15 protein-coding genes are annotated in these 17,210 nt (G+C 44.2%); 12 read left to right on the forward strand and 3 right to left on the reverse strand.

Features of this window, described 5'->3' with window-relative positions; all coding sequences use genetic code 11:
• Positions 1 to 84: 84 nt before the first annotated feature.
• Positions 85 to 1,314: a site-specific integrase gene (locus tag HMPREF2983_RS07645; RefSeq protein WP_070667607.1), complete on the reverse strand. Its 1,230-nt coding sequence runs from the start codon at positions 1,312 to 1,314 to the stop codon at positions 85 to 87.
• 695 nt (positions 1,315 to 2,009) lie between these two features.
• Between HMPREF2983_RS07645 and HMPREF2983_RS07650 the strand changes: the two genes are divergently transcribed.
• The 12 genes from HMPREF2983_RS07650 to ybeY all read left to right on the forward strand — a co-directional run bounded on the left by HMPREF2983_RS07650 (position 2,010) and on the right by ybeY (position 16,467).
• Positions 2,010 to 3,395: a DUF6242 domain-containing protein gene (locus HMPREF2983_RS07650; protein WP_070667608.1), complete on the forward strand. Its 1,386-nt coding sequence runs from the start codon at positions 2,010 to 2,012 to the stop codon at positions 3,393 to 3,395.
• A gap of 9 nt (positions 3,396 to 3,404) precedes the next feature.
• Positions 3,405 to 4,082 (forward strand): type IX secretion system protein PorG, encoded by a 678-nt coding sequence (locus HMPREF2983_RS07655; protein WP_070667609.1) that lies wholly within the window; start codon positions 3,405 to 3,407, stop codon positions 4,080 to 4,082.
• A gap of 10 nt (positions 4,083 to 4,092) precedes the next feature.
• Positions 4,093 to 4,836 (forward strand): isoprenyl transferase, encoded by a 744-nt coding sequence (locus HMPREF2983_RS07660; protein WP_070667610.1) that lies wholly within the window; start codon positions 4,093 to 4,095, stop codon positions 4,834 to 4,836.
• Between the two features lie 32 nt (positions 4,837 to 4,868).
• A complete protein-coding gene (locus tag HMPREF2983_RS07665; protein ID WP_070667611.1) occupies positions 4,869 to 7,502 on the forward strand; it encodes a BamA/OMP85 family outer membrane protein in 2,634 nt (877 codons plus the stop codon).
• 169 nt (positions 7,503 to 7,671) lie between these two features.
• The gene (locus HMPREF2983_RS07670) at positions 7,672 to 8,211 is read left to right on the forward strand and encodes an OmpH/Skp family outer membrane protein (protein WP_070667612.1); all 540 of its coding nucleotides are present in this window, start codon (positions 7,672 to 7,674) and stop codon (positions 8,209 to 8,211) included.
• A 67-nt stretch (positions 8,212 to 8,278) separates the two neighbouring features.
• Positions 8,279 to 8,779 (forward strand): OmpH/Skp family outer membrane protein, encoded by a 501-nt coding sequence (locus HMPREF2983_RS07675; RefSeq protein WP_004378239.1) that lies wholly within the window; start codon positions 8,279 to 8,281, stop codon positions 8,777 to 8,779.
• An 875-nt stretch (positions 8,780 to 9,654) separates the two neighbouring features.
• The gene (locus HMPREF2983_RS07680; protein WP_004378270.1) at positions 9,655 to 10,164 is read left to right on the forward strand and encodes an OmpH/Skp family outer membrane protein; all 510 of its coding nucleotides are present in this window, start codon (positions 9,655 to 9,657) and stop codon (positions 10,162 to 10,164) included.
• A gap of 3 nt (positions 10,165 to 10,167) precedes the next feature.
• Entirely contained in the window at positions 10,168 to 11,004 is an 837-nt protein-coding gene (gene murI / locus HMPREF2983_RS07685) for a glutamate racemase (protein ID WP_070667613.1), read from the forward strand.
• Positions 11,005 to 11,861: 857 nt separating this feature from the next.
• The gene (locus HMPREF2983_RS07690) at positions 11,862 to 12,122 is read left to right on the forward strand and encodes a SemiSWEET family transporter (protein ID WP_004373438.1); all 261 of its coding nucleotides are present in this window, start codon (positions 11,862 to 11,864) and stop codon (positions 12,120 to 12,122) included.
• Positions 12,123 to 12,391: 269 nt separating this feature from the next.
• Entirely contained in the window at positions 12,392 to 15,040 is a 2,649-nt protein-coding gene (locus HMPREF2983_RS07695) for a thiol protease/hemagglutinin PrtT (RefSeq protein ID WP_070667614.1), read from the forward strand.
• A 504-nt stretch (positions 15,041 to 15,544) separates the two neighbouring features.
• Positions 15,545 to 16,006: a pantetheine-phosphate adenylyltransferase gene (coaD, locus tag HMPREF2983_RS07700; protein WP_070667615.1), complete on the forward strand. Its 462-nt coding sequence runs from the start codon at positions 15,545 to 15,547 to the stop codon at positions 16,004 to 16,006.
• A gap of 32 nt (positions 16,007 to 16,038) precedes the next feature.
• Positions 16,039 to 16,467 carry an rRNA maturation RNase YbeY gene (ybeY, locus tag HMPREF2983_RS07705; protein ID WP_004373441.1) on the forward strand — a complete coding sequence of 143 codons (429 nt, stop codon included), beginning with the start codon at positions 16,039 to 16,041 and terminating at the stop codon, positions 16,465 to 16,467.
• Positions 16,468 to 16,551: 84 nt separating this feature from the next.
• On the opposite strand, the gene HMPREF2983_RS07710 is transcribed toward ybeY, so the two are convergent.
• Together HMPREF2983_RS07710 and HMPREF2983_RS07715 are read right to left on the reverse strand one after the other, a co-directional pair.
• Positions 16,552 to 16,827 (reverse strand): type II toxin-antitoxin system YafQ family toxin, encoded by a 276-nt coding sequence (locus tag HMPREF2983_RS07710; protein WP_070667616.1) that lies wholly within the window; start codon positions 16,825 to 16,827, stop codon positions 16,552 to 16,554.
• 5 nt (positions 16,828 to 16,832) lie between these two features.
• Complete coding sequence (locus HMPREF2983_RS07715) at positions 16,833 to 17,084, reverse strand: hypothetical protein (RefSeq protein WP_004373445.1); 252 nt, start codon at positions 17,082 to 17,084, stop codon at positions 16,833 to 16,835.
• Positions 17,085 to 17,210 lie beyond the last annotated feature (126 nt).

The raw sequence follows: 17,210 nt of genomic DNA on the forward strand, positions 1-17,210 counted from the left end.
CAGTATCTTGAATGTACTTCTCATTGTCTTGATGGTTTTGTATGTATATTTTTATTGAAAATGCTGTTGAATGAAAGCAATTGGTCAAATCACCAACTGCATATCTTCTGTGAAAGAAAGGAAGCGAGCGAACTCCTCAAAGAGCTTTTGGGGTGTTACCTTTGCGTAGCGTTCGGTCATGCTTACATTGGTATGCCCGAGCATCTTACTCACCGTTTCAATCGGTACGCCCTGTTCTAAGGTAATAAGGGTGGCAAAGGTGTGCCTTGCTGTATGCGTGGTAAAGAGAAACGGGATACCTGCACGTAGCCGTAGGGCTTTCAGGCAGGTCTGATAGTTCTTGTACTTGACATAGGGGAGCAATGTTTCCCTTTCATCGCTGTGAAACTTTTTTATCAACCTGATGGCTTCGGGCAGCAATTTGATGCGGCATAGTACCCCTGTCTTCTGACGATAGAACTTCAGCCATAAATTTCCCTCGTCATCACGGACAAGATAAGATTTGCTTAGTTCCATCAAATCGCAATACGCAGCACCGGTATAACAGGCAAAGAGAAAAATATCCCTTGCCGTTTCCATTTCCTCCTCCAAATCATCAAAGCGGAGAACCTTTAACTTCTCCAAGGCTTCCCTGTTGAGTGCCTTCGGCGTTTTCTTATCTCCTCTTTCTATGTGGGCTTTGTCAAACATCAGTGTATAGGCTATTCCCTCACGGTAAGCCAACCTGCAAACCGTTTTCAAATGTGATGCCACTGCGAAGAAAGAACTTTCTTGGAAGCCACATACCCCCAAGTAGTATTGGCGGAACTCATATATGAAGTTCTCGGTCAATTGGGAGAACGCCATGTCTGAAACATTATACTTCTTCAGAATAAACTCCTGTAATCGTTTTCGAGTGGAATAATAGGTGGACATAGACTCTTTCTTGATGTCTATACCGATATGACTTTCTTTCTCCTTGATGAGCATATCCAATCTTTCGATAAGCATACATCTTGCCTGCACGCTGCCTTGAAACTGCTCCTTTACATCGGTTGCATCAAATGGGCAACCTTTGGCAATCAATGATTGGTAAGCCGATTGAATGGAGAGTAGCAAATTCTCCAACTTCTCGTTAATCTCCACCGCATCGCGGCTCTTACCATCCATCCTGCTCTCACGGGGATTCCAAAAGTTAGGATTGCAGGAGAGTTTACAACTGAATTGGGCAATGGAACGTCCAATCGTTATTCGTCCCATAATCGGAGCCTTGCCCGACTTATCCAAACTGCTCTTTTTAAGGTAGAGTAACACCTTCATTTTCTCTGTTTTCATACGCTTTAATATTTGTGGGTAAAGTTACCCGAATTAAAGCGTTCCTCACTTACGCAGAAAACTGCCGACCGCAGCAACAGCCACACGAGCGAAAATAATTCAGTTACCGAATACTGCACCATCGTTACCTACATCAAAACAAGTTAATGCTTTGGTAACTGAACTTCTGCCTAAATCTGCACTTTCCTGCCTTTTACGAATAGAGATGTATCATGCAAATCAGAGCATTTCATACTCATTATCAGCTAGTTTACATCAATATCGATTTTTCTCCATTTTCGTTGATTAGTTACAGCGTAACTTGAGTCAAAACGCAATGTAATCTAAGTCACATTACAAAGCAAGCTGATATGGACTACATCTGCTTGAGACAAATCTTTGCCTATAATTATTTTGACTGCTTATCCTTAACCAGAGTGTTATTTATTCTCTCCAGCAATAATATATCCGGTTAATCCTGCGAAATCTGATTATAAGAAGAATTGACAAATTATGCATAAAGCATACTTGCCTCACCGTTAAACCATGATATTCTGCGCTTTGTAAAACAAACTTAAAAAACGGAAGAATAATCATTATTTTACATAATAATAGCACTTAATAGTGGACTATTTGCAGAATTCTGCTTAAATTTGCAACCAAAAACTTGTGCGGTAATGTGCTGTTGCAGTAAAAACAACATTAAATAAGGTGGAATGAAAACGAAACTTATACTCTTTGTGGCGCTATTCTCGGCCCTGTTTGTCTTTGCATCTTGCTTGAAAGGCGATGATAATGAGACCATCACTTATAGTGATACGGCCATCACAGCGTTTTCTTTGGGAAATCTGAAATACCCTAAACATGGTAAAACTAAGAAAGGTGCAGACACTATCTTCCAAGTAAAACTGACTGGCAGTAACTATAAATTCTATATAGATCAAATCAACAAGGAGATTTACAATGTGGATTCTCTGCCTTATGGCGTTAATGCAAGCAAAATATTATGCACGATTTCGGCCAAGAACGGGGGCGCTATTCTCTATAAGAAACTGACTTCCGACTCGCTGAAATACTTCTCCACAGCCGACTCCATAGACTTTTCTCAAGCACGGGAGTTCCGTGTTTACAGTCGGGATGGAAAGTCCTACCGCAGCTATACAGTAAAAGTAAACGTGCATAAGGTAGACGTAGGCAAGTTCGCTTGGGAGCAGACGAATGGTCAGGATGACCGCTTGGGCGTACTTTTAGCCATGAAAGCTGTGACTTTGAACGGCAAAATCTACGTCATGGGGACAGAAGGTAACAACACCAAACTCTATGCAACACCCAACAATGACGTAGGTGGTTGGCAGCAACTCACACCGAATATCCCCCTTGATCTAAAGGCCTACAGTAACTTGACAGTCTCTGATGGCTATCTTTATACGTACAGTGACAGCCGTATTCAGCGTAGCAGAGACGGTGTAACATGGGAAACAAGGGGAGCTGTTGTACTCAAACAACTCGCAGGTGGAGCCAATGGCAATCTCTATGGCATTACCGATGGTGGCATTCTGATGTCAAAAGACGGCGGAACGACATGGCAATCTGAAACCCTGGCCAGCAATTCGACCGAATTGCCAAGCCAGAACATCAGCCTGTTCAGCTTCTCCTCAAAGGTGAACACAGGCACTTACGACCTTGTTCTGATAGGAAATCCTCCGTCAGGGAATGATGTTTACGGCGCGTTGGTATGGGGAAAACAACTTAACTCGAGTCAATCTGCACAGTCATGGATATTCTACGGTCAGGATAACCAGCCTTATATGGCTCCCAGCCTGACCAATCTCCAGGTGGCAAAAATGGGAGAAGACTTGATAGCCTTTGGTGGAAAGGGCATCGGGAAATATAAGGCTAAGGCCTTTGAAAGTTTCTTTATCAGCAAAGGTAAAGGCACCGGATGGAAGAAAGACGACCGTTTGTCTCTGCCGGCAAACTTCGAAAGCAATGAAACTTCTTTCACAATGACGATAGATGAAAACAACAATCTCTGGCTGATTGCCGGAGGAAGTGGTCGTATTTGGAAGGGGAACCTCGCCGGCTTGCTCTTAAAGAAATAACCTGTAGAAATGCGAAAGGCAACACTTCTGCTGTTGATGCTGGCTGCAATGCTTAACATGAATGCCCAGACCGACGACGAATATCTCATGGAGATAGGCGGAGGTGTGGGTTTCTTAGGTTATCTGGGTGATTATAACAATGTGCTCACGCGCGACCTCCAGCCGATGGCAACGTTGCTTGTCCGCCGCAATCTGAACCCATATATGGGACTTAGGTTAGCTGCATCGTTTGGAAAACTGAAAGGGGATGAACGAGATGTCAAAACCGTTTATCCCTCCACGGGGATTACCCCCTATAGCTTCAGTCGTACACTGACAGATGTAAGTCTCACGTATGAATACAACTTCTGGCCTTACGGCACAGGACATGACTACTATGGAGCCAAGAGATTGACGCCTTTTGTCTTCTTAGGACTCGGCGGAACATACGCCGGTGGTGACGGTTCAAGCGTCTTCGCAGCAAACGTTCCTATTGGCTTGGGCCTTAAATACAAGGTAGGACAGCGTATAAATGTGGGCGTGGAATGGGCTATGCACTTCTCCATGAGCGACAAACTTGATGGAAGAAATGACCCCTACGGCATCACATCCTCGGGAATGTTCAAGAACACTGACTGCTATTCCGTGCTGCAACTGACGCTCAGCTACAGCTTCATGCCGAAGTGTACAACATGTAATAAAGATTAGAAAAGAAGATATGACAGCTTCATTAGATATGACAAGAATCCCTAAACACATTGCTATCATCATGGACGGCAATGGACGTTGGGCTTCAGAAAAAGGGAAACCTCGCAGCTACGGGCACCAAGCCGGAGTGGATGCCGTGCGTAGAATCACATCAGAAGCTACGCGCTTGGGAGTGAAGTTCCTTACTCTATACACGTTCTCTACAGAGAATTGGAACCGTCCTGCTGACGAAATCAGTGCACTCATGGGATTAGTGCTCACGTCACTTGAGGATGAAATCTTCATGAAGAACAATGTGCGCTTTCGTGTTATCGGTGACAGAAAGCGACTTCCTGCCGAAGTAGAGCAGAAACTTCGTGAGACAGAAGAACACACCAAGGGCAATACTGCAATGACGATGGTCGTGGCATTAAGCTACAGTGCACGTTGGGAAATTGTGCAAGCCATGAGGAATATCCTCATTGAGAATACGGACAAGCCTCTCCAGCCGACCGACATCACGGAAGAAATGATCAGTCATCATCTGGAAACTAACTTCATGCCCGACCCAGAACTACTGATACGTACGGGCGGAGAACTACGCATCAGCAACTATCTGCTATGGCAGATTGCCTATTCAGAACTGTATTTCTGCGATACCTACTGGCCCGATTTCAGCGAAGGCGACCTGCAAAAAGCCATTCAGAGCTACCAGAATCGCCAGCGCAGATTTGGCAAGACAGAAGCACAGGTGGAAGCCGAAGTAACCAAATAGGAATGTAACAGCAACAAGAAACATCTTTTATAATGAACAATATAAAGAAAGCTTTTTTCATATTGGCAGCGGGAATGACCTGCAGTGTCCCTGCCTTTGCACAGGATAAGATACTCCATCCGGACATCTCCTATGCCGGAACACCTCGCTCCTGCATTATCGGAGGTATCAATATCTCCGGCATTGAGGGCTATGAAGACTATATGCTGACAGGTATATCAGGCCTGCAGGTTGGTCAGGAGATTACAGTTCCCGGCACAGAAATCACCAATGCCGTGAAGCGTTATTGGCGTCATGGACTCTTTTCTGACGTTCAGATTTCTGCCGACTCTATCGTTGGACGTAAGATTTACCTACATATTGCACTGAAAACACGCCCACGTGTGTCGGTCATCAACTATGAAGGACTGAAGAAAAGCGAGCGCGAAGACATGGAAAAGAAGTTGGGATTGCTCAAAGGTTCGCAGATTACGCCCAACATGATAGACCGCGCGAAGATCCTTGCCAAGAAGTATTTCGACGACAAAGGCTTCAAGAATGCAGAGATTACGATTAATCAGCGAGACGATGTTGCCAATAAAGGCAACGTAATTCTTGACGTCATTGTCGATAAGAAAGAGAAGATGAAGGTGCGTAGCATCATCATTGAAGGCAACAAGGCCTTGACTTCATCGAAGATTAAAGGTGGTTTGTTCAAGAAAGGTGCCTTTGCCAAAATCCACGAGGCGGGCAAACTCAGCTCGTTCCTCAAGGCAAAGAAGTTCACGCCTGAACGCTGGGCTACCGACAAGAAGAACCTCATTGAGAAATACAACGAATATGGTTATCGCGATGCTACCCTTCTGAAAGACAGCGTTTGGAATGTAGACCCCAAACATGTTGATATCTATGTGAAGATTGACGAAGGTCAGAAATACTACCTCCGCAACATCACCTGGGTAGGCAACACGGTTTATTCCACCCTGCAACTGAACAGTATCTTGGGAATGAAAAAGGGCGATGTGTACAATCAGAAGCTTCTCGACAAGCGAGTTTCCAAAGACGAAGATGCTGCAGCCAACCTCTATTATAACCATGGCTATGTGTTCTCAAGCATCAATCCGACCGAAGTGAACATCGATGGCGACTCTATTGATCTTGAAATGCGTGTCACTGAGGGACCACAGGCCTATCTGAGCCATGTGCGCATCAATGGTAACACGCGTCTCTATGAGAACGTTATCCGCCGTGAGTTGCGCACAAAGCCGGGCGATTTGTTCTCCCGTGAAGCGCTCATGCGTTCGCTTCGAGAGATTCAGTCCATGGGACATTTCGACCCCGAAAAGAGCAGTCAACCCGATGTAAAGCCTAATCCCGAGGACGGAACTGTAGACATTAACTACAACCTCGAGCAGAAGAGCAACGACCAGATTGAGTTCTCTTTGGGTTGGGGACAGACTGGTGTAATCGGTAAGATTGGCTTGAAACTCAACAATTTCTCCATGGCTAACCTCTTCAGAAAGAACAAAGAACACCGCGGTATCATGCCTATCGGTGACGGAGAGGTGCTGAGTCTGAGCGCACAGACCAACGCATACTACTACCAGAGCTATAACGCCAGCTATTCAACCAACTGGTTTGGTGGCAAACGCCCTAATCAGTTCAGTGTTGGTTTTTATTTCAGCAAGATGACCGACGTGTCAAGCAGCTACTACAACGATGCTTATCGCCGAAACTATCTGAACTCCTATTATGGCGGTTATGGCTATGGTTACGGCAATTATAACAACAACTACTACGAAAACTACTATGACCCCGACACCTACATGCGCATGTATGGTATAAGCTTGGGGTGGGGAAAGCGACTGCGTTGGCCTGATGATTACTTCGTGCTTTCGGCACAATTGGCTTATCAGCGCTATCAACTGAAGAACTGGAAATACTTCCTGATGAACAATGGTGCAGCCAACAACCTCAACCTGAGCATCTCGCTGAGCCGCACTTCTACCGATAACCCACTCTTCCCACGCCATGGTTCAGAGTTCACAGCCAGTGTAACGCTCACTCCACCATGGAGTGTTTGGAGTCATAAAGACTATAAGAACTTAGCCATGAACCCCTATTCTCCGACATATTCTGCCGAGCAACAGGAGAAATATCGTTGGGTAGAATACCACAAGTGGAAGTTCAAGGCCAAGACCTATACGGCATTAAGCGGTGGTCAGAAGTGCTTCGTGCTGATGACACGCATTGAGATGGGCTTGTTAGGCAGCTACAACAAATACAAGAAGAGTCCATTTGAAACCTACTATATGGGTGGAGATGGCATGAGCGGAACCTCTTCAAGCTATGCTGATGAGACTATCGGACTGCGCGGTTATGAGAACGGTTCACTCGCCTACAATGGCTATGCCTACGACCGTTTCACACTCGAATTGCGCTATCCGTTCCTCTTAGGAAACACGACTATCTATGGATTGGGCTTTGTCGAAGCAGGTAATGCCTGGTCAGACACGAAATATTTCAATCCATTCGACATGAAGCGCAGTGCCGGTCTCGGTGTCCGCATCTACCTTCCAATGGTTGGTTTGATGGGTATTGACTGGGCTTACGGCTTCGATAAGGACAATGTGAACAAGAAGAAAGGTGGCAGTCAGTTCCACTTCATCCTCGGACAAGAATTCTAAGTCTATGGACAAGTGGACAAGTTAACGCGTTTACGAGTGATGTACTCACTGTGTTCCAGACATACTTGAAAATGTTTCTCATACTGATTTCAAACTGATTGATAGACAAAACCGACCGGCAACTCGTTTGCTCGTCTACTGTCTACTCGTCAACTAAAAACAAACAAACATGGAAAAATCAATATTCAAAAAAGGATTGGGTATCTTTTTACTCCTTTCCCTTCTTACCCTTTTACCTCTATCTGCCGCTGCGCAGAAGTTCGCATTGGTCGACATGGAGTATATCTTCAAGAACATTCCTGCCTATGAACGTGCCAACGAGCAGTTGAACCAAGTCAGCAAGAAGTGGCAGGCCGAGGTGGAAGCACTCAATACAGAGGCAAGTACAATGTACAAAAACTATCAGAACGAGTCGGTATTCCTCTCTCAAGAGCAGAAAAAGACCAAGCAGGAGCAGATCATGAATAAAGAAAAGGCTGCTGCCGACTTGAAGAAGAAATACTTTGGCCCCGAAGGTGAACTCTTCAAGAAACGTGAAGCACTGATGACCCCCATTCAAGAAGAGGTCTACAATGCCGTGAAAGAAATCTCCGAACTGCGCGGTTACAGTCTTGTCGTCGACCGTTCGAGCGACCAAGGCATTATCTTCGGCAGTCCGAAAATCGACATTTCAAACGAAGTCTTGCTTAAGTTAGGCTATAGCCGATAGGCAAAATACAACCATTTGAACATTCAAACAGGAATAATTATATAACAACAAATTAAACGAAAACAAAATGAAAAAGATTCTTTTAATGATGTTGATGTTCGCTCCTATAGCAACATTTGCACAGAAATTCGGCCACATCAACGCACAGGAAGTGATGACTCAGATGCCTGAATTCATCAAGGCACGTGGCGAAATGGAGGCAAAGGCTAAGCAGTTTGAGAACGATCTCAAAGCCATGCAGGACGAATTGCAACGCAAGAGTCAGGAGTATGACAAGAACAAGTCTACCATGAACGCCACCAAGCAGCAGGAGACAGAAACAGAACTTAATACTCTCTATCAGAAGTATCAGCAGGCATTGCAGGACAACCAGCAGACACTTTCCAAGGAACAGCAGGAGAAAATGCAGCCTATCACAACCAAATTGGTGAATGCAATCAAGGCTGTTGGCAAGGCTGGTGGCTATGTTTACATCATGGATGTAAGCTCCGGCATTCCTTACATCAGTGATACGCTGAGCAAAGATGTCACCGCAGAAGTGAAAGCACAGCTTAATAAACTGAAGTAAATAAGGCCTCACCCCAGCTCCTTTCTAAGAAATAAGGAGAAAAGGAAGCCTCTCCCCCAACCCCTCCCCGAAGAGGGAGGGGAGTAATGTGCTTTGGAAATAGAGTACAAATAGAATATAATTAGAGAACACATCACTCCCCTCTCCTTGGAGAACCAACGGTCGCTGTTCGTTGAGCTTGCGAAACGAGGAAAGCAAAGGGTTGGGGGTGAGGCCTTGTCTCCATCCCTTTAACTTGCAATCTCAATCACTTTACCATGCAAAATGCCTTTAGTTACCTTGCTTCTTGACGCAGATTACACTGTAATTTGACGCAAATCGCATGGTTTTTCAATATGATTTCACCTCATCATTTGCCTTGATTTTCGTAATTCCATAAATGCCAACATGTTATAAGTTTCCCCAAAACAGCACGTATTTGAAGTGAGGATGACCCGCGTTTTGAATACACAGAATTTATAAAGAAGATTGTCTGTATTTTTCAAAAATAATGAATTATGCTTCATGATTTGCAAGTAGATGAAGAAAACAGCATGCAAATTGTTAATGATATCTTGGGGAAAGCCGAAGGAAATCGCAGGTGTGGAGTGCTGTAAAGCCTCCGAAAGCCTAATGATACAGCAGATGTATCAAGTTTGATACCATACAGAAGCACCGCCTTCCGCACCTTTTGCAAAGACAATTCCATTCTAAAAACTTTGAAATCTCAATAAAAGATTGTATCTTCGCAACAAATTATACGAAGGATGTCGTCATGTTTCCTGTTGCAATTCTGTGAATATCAGGAGCTGAAACAGGGCTGAAAACATCATTTCGTGCTGTAAATCAATAAGCAAATCTACGGATTTCACAAAACAATATAAATCAAGAAAAAGATGAAAAAGCTATTTCTCGCATTCGCTTTCATGGCAATGACGCTCACTGCCAGCGCACAGACACCATTAAAATATGGTTATTTCAGTTTTTCAGAAGCATTGAAAGCTATGCCTGCATACGCCATTGCAGAGCGCGACATGGCCTCGCTGCGTGCAAAATATGAAGAAGAAGGTAAGCGCGTTGAAGACGATTTCAATAAGAAATACGAGCAGTTTCTCGATGGACAGCGTGACTTTGCGCCCTCTATTCTGCAAAAACGACAGGCCGAACTACAAGAGATGATGGAGAAGAACGTAGCTTTCAAGAACGAATCGAAACGCTTGCTTGCCCAGGCAGATGCCGAAAGTAAGGCTGCTTTGAAAGTTCGCCTGCGTGCAATTGTAGCCCGTATCGGTGCAGACCGTGGCTATGCTTTCATCCTCAACACAGACAATGATGCCGTTCCCTACGTGAATAATGCCGTCGGTGAAGACATCAATGCGCTGGTGAAAGACGCCGTAAAGAAATAAAAGATGCCTATGTTCCCAGAGAAACCAGGCCCTATCGGTGTGTTCGATTCGGGCTATGGAGGCCTCACTATCCTTCATGGTATCCGTCAACTGCTGCCACAATACGATTATATCTACCTTGGCGACAATGCCCGTGCACCTTATGGTACGCGCTCGTTCGATGTGGTCTATCAGTTCACACGGCAGGCCGTAATGAAGCTTTTCGAATTAGGTTGTCACCTTGTTATCCTTGGTTGCAACACTGCTTCGGCCAAAGCATTGCGCAGTATTCAGCGGAACGACCTGCCCAACCTTGATCCATCGCGCCGCGTGCTGGGTGTAATCCGCCCCACAGCAGAGATTATCGGCACACTGACAAAGAACAACCACGTGGGGCTTCTGGCTACCGAGGGAACCGTGAAAAGCCATAGTTATGACCTTGAGATCAAGAAGTTATGGCCCGAAATCAAGGTCACGGGCGTGGCTTGTCCGTTCTGGGTACCTTTGGTTGAATACAATGAAGCCGACAGTCCGGGCGCCGATTACTTTGTGAAGAAGCGTATTGATGAACTCATGTTGCATGACCCTGATATTGATACCATAATCCTTGGCTGCACACACTACCCTATTCTGATGCCGAAAATCGTGAAATATGTGCGTCCGGACGTGCGTATCGTCCCGCAAGGTGAATATGTAGCAGGGAGTCTGCAGGACTATCTCCGCCGGCATACTGACATGGAACATCAACTCACTCAAGGCGGTTCCTGCCGATATCTGACGACCGAGAACCCCGAACGCTTTAAGGAATCGGCTCAGATTTTCCTGCATGAGAAGGTGGAAGTGGAGCATGTGGAGTTGTGAGAAAGCCTCACCAACAATCCCTCTCCAAAGAGAGGGGGAGTATTCATGGAGCACTGTTGAAAGTAATCTGTGTCTGTACAAATGATATATCACCCCCGAAATATACATTAGATACCCATAGTCAGTCTCAGAGGAACGCAATATCATCATAACTTGACTATATAGATTTGAATAAAGCTTCGTGCCCGGAGAAACCGAAGTGTGTCCTCATAGATACCATAATGTACTCTGCAGTTCAGTAATTTGTCATCAAATGGCTGTATTTCGATATAGGTGAGCTTCTGCTGTTTTGACTATATCAATCTTCGGAGTGATGGCAATAGAATATTGATATACCTGTATTCTATGCTTATTATGTTTCTCAACTTCATACAAAGAAAGCTCTATCCAATTTCTTGTACGATGATTTCTAATACCTTTTAGAATTTGTTTTCCTGACTTAAGCCACGCAGAATTGTCACAAACTAGAAGCAGTCGCCCGATTGGGTCGTATTAATCAGAAAAAAGGTAACTCAACAAGAAATTGAATAAAACGGCAAACATTTAGCTAACAGCGATAAGGATATACCGTGAATTAGCTCTATTTGGTCCACACAACAGGTTTCAAGAGGACGGAAGAAACGTATAGTCTTGATTACGGAATAAAGGGGAAATGACCGAAAAACAAACTATGAAGCACTACACATAGGTTGTATTCACACATAATATCTTATTACGATTACCACCACCCCTAAAGTAAAATGTCATGAAGCAAGTTGTATTCATACACAATATTTTATTATGATTACCGTTATAGCGGTTAGGAAGCAGACCGTTATGAAAGTTGTTTTCTAATCATTCAACAAAATATCAAGACTATGACAAAAGAGAAGTTCTTCACAAATTTAGGTTGGGTTGGTATGGTTACATCCGTTTTGATGTATGTTTTCTATATTGCACAGATCCAAAACAACCTTGACGGACAGAAAGGTACATTCATTCAACCATTCATGGCATCTATCAACTGCACACTTTGGGTATGCTATGGACTCTTCAAAGAGAAGCGCGACCTGCCACTGGCCTTAGCAAATGCACCAGGAGTGATATTCGGTTTAATCACTGCTTTCACGTCTTTATAAAAGAAAGCAGGGTAAATAAAATACGAAGAACATTCACACTACAAAATAATATCCCCCGACAAGTCCTGCATTGGCTATGTCGGGGAATTTTATTTTCAAGGTAAGTCATGTGTCTCCAAACAGAGAGAAAAAGGCATCTTGATATCATGGGCATCACCACTCCATTTATTTCACAGCGGAAGTAAAAAGCATTTAAAAACAAGTTTTATGCCAGTTTGTCTGAAAAAAAGCCTACCTTTGCAGCGATTTTTCATTATAACGGACTTCAAATGACATTACAACACAATTCATTCAGCCCCTGCAAGGCAGGCAACAGGCTTTATCGAAAATTCCCATTGATTGTTTTTCAGCTTGTTATTTTATTCTTCACAACACACGCTTATGCTAAGGAAATAACGCCAAAGGCCGCACTTGACATTGCCAAACGGTATATAAAAATAGATCATAAAGCATTAAGAGCAGTGCCAACACGCGCCACAAGGTCTCATGTTTCCACCCCTTATTATATCTATAACGACACTCACGGCAACGGTTTTGTCATCGTTTCGGGCAATGATGCCATGGGAGAAGTGCTGGCTTACAGCCGTAATGGGAGCTTAGATACAACGCGTCTGAACCCCGAAGCACGCTTTCTTCTGAAGCATTATCAGCAGGTTTATGACCAATTGAAACTTCACCCCGTTGCCAAGACCCGTGCACTTGCCACGCGCTCTGCAGGCGATGAAGTGAAGCCTCTGCTCAAATCACACTGGGGGCAAGGCTATCCTTACAACAAACAGTCAGGATTTGTAACCGGTTGTGTAGCCACTGCAATGGCTCAAATCATGTATTTTCACCAATGGCCCAAGCGAGGTAAAGGTCAAAACACCTACAAGTTGAAATACAACAACACACAACGCTCGGCCGATTTCTCGCAATCTGAATACAATTGGGGACAGATGTTGCCCGATTATCGCTCTGGAAAATATAACAATACACAGGCAGATGCCGTGGCAAAACTGATGAATGATGTCGGCATTTCAGTACATATGCAGTACACACCTTATGCAAGCAGTTCTTCAAACTATGCCGCAGAACAGGCACTACGCACAAATTTCGACTACGATGTAGCCATGGTAGCCAAGCAGGACGAAGGCTCTTCGAATTTCTTGGAGATTATACAGAACGAACTTCGAAAAGGTTTTCCCCTCTATATCTCGGGCAATGCAAGCAACAATGCCAGTGGACATGCGTGGGTAGCCGACGGTTTCGACCGCAACGGAATGGTTCACATGAACTTCGGTTGGGACGGACAAGCCGACGGATATTACTCTCTTTCGGCGCTCAATGTGGCCAATTCAGGTAAAGAATTCAATGGAAGAGCACTGACATTCGGCAGGCAATTGGTGGTCATTGCAGCCCATCCTAAAAAAGATGGAACTGCACCTATCGATGAACAACTGCGTGGAAACGCGCCCAACTTGGCTTTCAGCCTCGAAGGTGACATGCATTTTGTTGGCAATCCACCAACAAACACAACGACCGAAAGCCATGTTGTGTATCATCATTTCATTAATCAGAGTAATAATCCCTTCTGTGGTGACTTCGGCATTGGCATCTATGCAGCCGATGGTTCGTTAGTTCGTGCCTGCCCGACAGAATATCATAGTAAGGGCGGATATACCTTCTCGAAGTTTGCCGGCTATGATGGGAAGATGTCACCAAGCGGACTTATGGTTGACAATGTAGACATCAAGCTCGACTTTACAAAGCTCTCTGACGGCGTTTATACGCTTCTTCCCATTGCTGCTGCACGCAATTCAGACGGCACATTCGGCGCATGGACAAAGATGAAGAAGACACCCCGCATCGTGCTTGAAATCAAAAAGGGCGCTATCACCTATCGCGAACTGCCGTCAAAAGAGCATCCTTTCCAGCTCGCTGCTGTCCCGACATTCGACAAGAAGCTCTATGCGGGAGAGTCAAACATGGCTCGTTTAGCCTTGAGAAAACTCAATGGGCAGATATTTGACGGTGTAGTCAAACTTGAATTCCTCGATAGTGACAAACATACCATAGCAACATTCAAGACCCCAAACAGTGTAGAGTTCGAGGAGTTTGCCACAACCTACGTCAAACTGCCATTCCAGTTGGGCGAAGAAATGCGTGCAGGAACCTATTCATTGCGCGTGACTGTCATCAAAGATTACACTTATAAGGAGAGCGTTGTGCTTAACTTCAATAGGCAGGAAGCTACAGTCGTGAAAGTGGAAAATCGCGATGTAAGTCGTGAACCACTGCGCCAAGTCATGGGTTTTGTACAGGACAACTCTGGATCAAGTATTCCAAACGAGCACATCGACGTGAGCTATAACACTCCGTTCAAGGTGGGTTGTATTGCTTACAGACGAGAGAATGTTGATTATAACGGCCCTGTTACTCTCTGTCTCATTGACACCTACGATGCTCGTCGTATTCCTTTGAGCACCTATCCTGCTACAATGACTCTCAATGCTGATAATGAATCGGCCACTATTCTTAGTGGTTTGCTCCGTGCAAGCGACTTGAAAATCATCAATAACCGTAGTTATCAGCTTGCATTGATAGGCAAAGTGGATGGCAAAGAGGTTAATTTGTGGCCCGAAGCAGGCAGACCTTTCTTCGTTTCTATTATCAATGGCCCCTATAACAGCTATCCTGACGACGTGACAAATGGCATCAACGACGTAACACAAAAGGCTTCCGTGCAGTTTGCAGACGGTCAGTTAGAGGTTAAACAGAAGGGCTTACAGCACGTTTCTGTCTACAGTCTGAACGGTATGGCGATTGCTAACAAAGTAGCACAGGGGCAAGATTACATTGCTATTCCACTGCCACGTGCCACTTATATCGTGAAGATTACCACACAAAACGGCAGCTTTACGAAAGTCATCCGATAGTTCTTGCAGCATTGCTTGCACCGCATGTGCCTTTCGGGGCTTGGCTTTCAATCCCCCGAAGTGCATTAAAGATGCAGTTTGCTTCACATAGAAAAAAACATTATTTGAATGTTTATCGAAGGACTAATCACATGAAACGAATTATATTTTAATTCTGTTCAAGTAACTTTACAAATCTACTTATAAAATACGCGCATTTGAAACGAAACCTTTCCTCGTTCCAAATGCGCGTTGTTTTTTAGCACTTCGCAAAGCTTTGACAATCAAACCATTACAGCATTCAAGTCAAATCACAATGCAAGATCACGTTGAGAAGCGTTGCGTTTTGCGTCAAATGACCGTGTAATCTGCGTCAAGAAGCAAGGCAACTAAAGGCATTTTGCGTGGTAAAGTGACTGAGATTGCAAGGTAAAGGGATAGAGAGGGGCTGAGGGTGAGGCTTCCTTTTTAATTCAGAATAAAAAGATTTGCATTTCAAAAAGGAATATATTAATTTTGCAGAAGATGAAAACAGAAAAGCGAATTGCACTCTTCACGGGTACTTTCGACCCCTTTACTATCGGTCATCAGAACATTGTTGACCGCACACTACCGCTGTTCGACAAGATAGTGATAGCCGTTGCCGTGAGCAAACTGAAGCATACGAGCGAGGAAATTGATGCCCGCGTGAAAGCCATTGAAGCCGTTTATTGCGACGAAGAACGCGTGGAAGTGAAATCGTATGACGATCTTACCGTTGACATGGCACGTCGTGAGAGTGCACATTTCATCGTCCGTGGTGTGCGTTCAGTTAAGGATTTTGAATACGAACGCGAACAGGCTGAAATCAATCGAAAGCTGAGTGGCGTTGAAACTCTGCTGTTGTTTGCCGACCCTTCGCTGTCAAGTATCAGCAGTACGCTCATCAGAGAGTTGCGTTTCTTCGGTAAAGATGCCGACGAGTGGATAGCAAAGCCACGGAAATAAAAAGGCTGTAAGAGGATAAAAACTATATTGTTATGATTACATATAACACAGACGGCGTAGGAATGCCTAAGATGAAGAAACGCCTCATCAATCGATGGATACGGGCTGTCGCAGCAACCTACGGTCGGAAAGTGGGCGATATTGGCTACATGTTTGTTGATGATGAGAAGATACTCGAGGTCAACAACGACTATCTCGGCCATGATTACTACACGGATATCATTACGTTTGACTACGACGAAGACGACATTATCAGCGGTGATCTCGTCATCAGTCTGGACACAGTCCGCACGAATGCCGAGCAATTCGGCAAGGAATACGATGATGAACTCCACCGTGTCATCATCCATGGCATCCTGCATCTCTGCGGCATCAACGACAAAGGACCGGGTGAACGAGAGATTATGGAGGCCAATGAAAACAAGGCTTTAGCGCTGCTGAAAACGTTGGAAGAGGGATAGAAAGACGGAAGTTGGCCAACTACCTAAAGCCAAAAGCAATATAAAAACATTTTTTTGAGATGGAAAATACTAACACATCATGCGTCAGTATCTCTTGAAAAGTTCGGAATGTAGCCCCAAACGCAATAGTTTTATGATAGGCTTCTGCTTGTCATACCAAATTAAAAGGAAGTCATTTTGAATGTGACATTCAAGGCATCCTTCATATTCTCCAGTTAATTTATGAGGGTTATAAGCCAAAGGTACAGCTCCTGTAGCTTGTAAACAAGTCAAGATTCTTTTTAAATCCCGTAGCTTTTCCCTATTATGCTTATACCGTTTAAGATCTTTCTTAAACTGTCCGGAGAGCTTTAATTCCATCAAATCTACAGAGATTGAATATAGTTTTCAAAATCATTCAAATCAAGCGTTTCAAGCTCTTTCCCTGACTTAGCCTCTTTAATAGCTGCAATAGTCTCTTCATTGGGCTCGAAATACATGGCATCAAGCAACACACTCTCAACATAATTGTTAAGACTGCGGTTGGCTTCCTTAGCTCTACGCTTCAAAACATCAAGCAATTCTGCATTCAGTCTGAATGATGCGGCCTGTCGTGTTACTGTATGTTCCATATTCATTTATCATTATGTGTGTATGCAAATGTAATACAAAGTATTTATAATTGCAAGTAAATCCATTTTATTTTTCATTGAAATCTAAAAGTATAACCCAAGTAATGTAGTCACTATTGATGACTACTAAGC

Source organism: Prevotella sp. HMSC077E09 (assembly GCF_001814685.1).
In the GTDB taxonomy this organism is placed as follows: Bacteria; Bacteroidota; Bacteroidia; order Bacteroidales; family Bacteroidaceae; genus Prevotella; species Prevotella oris.